Origin of the sequence: Rubritalea sp. (assembly GCF_039830215.1) — a bacterium.
Taxonomy (GTDB): Bacteria; Verrucomicrobiota; Verrucomicrobiia; order Verrucomicrobiales; family Akkermansiaceae; genus Rubritalea.
The window spans coordinates 1-2,570 of sequence record NZ_JBDOPO010000231.1; the positions used below are offsets into that span (position 1 = coordinate 1).

Below are 2,570 nucleotides of genomic sequence, written 5' to 3' on the forward strand. Positions count from 1 at the left end.
GGTTTTTAACCGTGGTCGAGCTTAACGCTGACAAATAAATAGAGCAAAGACTTATAGATCGATGAAGAGGTCGAGGTCGCTGAGGGCGTCTGAGTCGGAAGTGGCTATGAGGGAGATCGGGCTGATCACGGAATCTAAGTCGTCATTGCCGAAGTAGACTTCGGCAAGTTCAGCAAAGTTTTCAGCGGTTGTGGGTTGCTGGTGAGTTGCAACACTGGGGGCGGTTTCAGGAGCGGTGCTGGGTGTGCTGATAATGAGCGCTACACAGGCAGCGGCAGCGGCAAGTGTGCCAACGATGGGTGCAGGTGTGAGTAAGCGTTTCCACCACGGAGTGGCTTCTTGTTCCTCTAGGCGGATAGCGCGAAGGACATTACGGGAAAACATCGGGCTGGCTTCTTGTTTAGAAGCCTTGCCTAGAAGGTCCCAAGCTGGGTCGTTTTCTGGTGTGTTATTCATCGCTTATTTTTCTTTCTGCTGAGAGGTTACAAAATCGCTCGTGTTTGAATAGAGCGTATTGTTACTGAGTGAAACTCGGGAGGTAGGAAAATGTTGCAGGAAAGTTACATTCTTTTTTCAAAAAATGAAAGTGCTGACTAAACACCTCGTTTGGAGCCCCAAAGCTGGATGTGGAGACGGTCAGAGAACCGGTAGCCGTGGTCGCGGCAGAGGTCTGCTAGCCATAGTCGGCGCTTGTGAAGAGTGGCTTCGTCGCGCCCCTCGGGCATGAGGAGGATGCGCTGGCGTGGGATGGAATACTTCTTTTCGAGTTGTTGCATCTCGGCGAGGTCCTGTGGGTCTTGGATGACAAATTTGAACCACGCTCTAGGAGACTGGGCAAAGAAGGTCATCGCTTTCGGGTTGTCTCGCACTCTTTGGTCGTTGCCTGAGTTGCTGAGTTTTGCTGAGACATTCCATTGGTCGATCGCCTTGGCCATTTCTTCGCTCGGGAGCTGGGTGCCATTGGTTTCGACTTCGAAGCGGAACCCTGAGTCGAGCTTGCACAGGTGGGCGATGAGTGCGAGCCACCCCGTTTGTTGGAGTAGTGGCTCGCCGCCAGTGAGGATGAGGTTCTTACACGGATAGGACAGGACCTCCGCAGCGACGTCTTCTATCGATGTTTCGATTAAGTAGTCGGATTTCTTGAATTTCTTGTAGCCTGCAACTTGGTCGTTCTCGTGAGTCCACGGTGTGCCTTGCCAGTTCCATGTGTAGTCGGTGTCACACCAGCTGCAGTGAAGGTTACAGAGAGAAGAGCGCACAAAGACCGATGGCATACCGGTGCTGACGCCTTCGCCCTGGAGCGTGTGGAAGATCTCTGGTTTGCCGTTGAGTACAGCGAGTTTGAGCGTGGCTGACATGGTTCTATTTTTGAGCATAGATTGTGCGGATGATACAGTTTTTTTTATCTAGTTAGGTGGAATGAGCTAGTTCTAGCTTAGCGCCACCAGTTCACCTGGACCTTGTTGTTGCTTCAAATGATGAAAAAATCTATTATACTGTTGTGTGCTCATTTTGATGAGCTGTCTTTCTTTCTGTGAGGACCGAACTAGCACTAGCCACTTAGAAACCGAGATCGAAGCTCACCGCACAAAGAGGCAATGTGATCGCGTGGCTTAACTCACTGATAAAGGGCGTGAGCTGACTGTGAAGGTGGCAGACCTTTCTGAGGTTGATCAGCAATTTCTCGATGAGCTCTTGGTCAAGGAGGCGGGGAGAGAGATGGTAATGTGTGATGCGACAGCTGGTCAGATTTCAGGGCCGATCACCTGTGAGGATGCTCAGTGGACCTATCTCGTCTACTTACCGAAGGGGTTTCTCATGGCGCGTAAGTGAGCAGAGATGTTCACCATGTTTCCAAGTGGGTGGCCAAGGTGGAGGAATGATGAAGCGCTTCATCAAAGGAGCCGAGAGTGTTGGCTGTATTTTGGTTGGCTCAGTGGAGTCGAAGAACAAGTTTGACCGAGCTCAGGAGGAGATGGAGGCAATGGCGGATGATGTGTATGAGCGTTTCCTCGTTGAACCGGAATTCGCCCTGGTTCTGGTGGCCGCCAAGCAGACCTGCTACGGCTGGGGATGTTACACTTCGTTGGAAAGGTGATTCTAGCTAATGAGGATCTAGATTCCTACACAAAAGTATTACCTTCTTTTATGGCAAGAGATGCTCGAGAGGTTGAAGGAAAAGCAGCAGGGGGAGAGGTGCCATTTGGTTGTGGTCGGCAGCGAGCTAGACGAGCCATTTTGATAATGGCTATTTCACGGAGATACCGAGTGAGTTAAAACGCGACTCGATAGTCGATTTTGCGCTCCAAGCTGAGAAAGATATCGAGAGGCTGTGTTCATTATTTTATCTCAAGTGTACCTACCACAGTGGCGACCGTGATACTAGTGCTAAGCATATAGCCAAAGGTGAAGAGTTAGCCGAGCTTATGCTGATATTCCTTATGGTGAATTGTTAAGAAAGCTTGGGGTGCAGTGTAAATAAATCGCTCTCCAGACTGGTGACGCCAGATACTAGCGGGGGGGGAGCTTCGTTGGCACAACTAAAAAAAGCGCAGAGCTATCAGTCCTAG

General features: G+C 50.4%; 4 protein-coding genes. 2 read left to right on the forward strand and 2 right to left on the reverse strand.

Annotated elements, in window-relative coordinates; translation table 11 throughout:
• Positions 1-51 precede the first annotated feature (51 nt).
• Entirely contained in the window at positions 52-456 is a 405-nt protein-coding gene (locus ABGY95_RS07735) for a hypothetical protein (protein WP_347441111.1), read from the reverse strand.
• Positions 457-593: 137 nt separating this feature from the next.
• The gene (locus ABGY95_RS07740) at positions 594-1,376 is read right to left on the reverse strand and encodes a 7-carboxy-7-deazaguanine synthase QueE (protein WP_347441112.1); all 783 of its coding nucleotides are present in this window, start codon (positions 1,374-1,376) and stop codon (positions 594-596) included.
• Positions 1,377-1,650: 274 nt separating this feature from the next.
• On the opposite strand from ABGY95_RS07740, the gene ABGY95_RS07745 reads away from it, so the two are divergent.
• Both ABGY95_RS07745 and ABGY95_RS07750 read left to right on the forward strand, forming a co-directional pair.
• Complete coding sequence (locus ABGY95_RS07745) at positions 1,651-1,833, forward strand: hypothetical protein (RefSeq protein WP_347441113.1); 183 nt, start codon at positions 1,651-1,653, stop codon at positions 1,831-1,833.
• A 25-nt stretch (positions 1,834-1,858) separates the two neighbouring features.
• A complete protein-coding gene (locus ABGY95_RS07750; protein ID WP_347441114.1) occupies positions 1,859-2,098 on the forward strand; it encodes a hypothetical protein in 240 nt (79 codons plus the stop codon).
• Positions 2,099-2,570 lie beyond the last annotated feature (472 nt).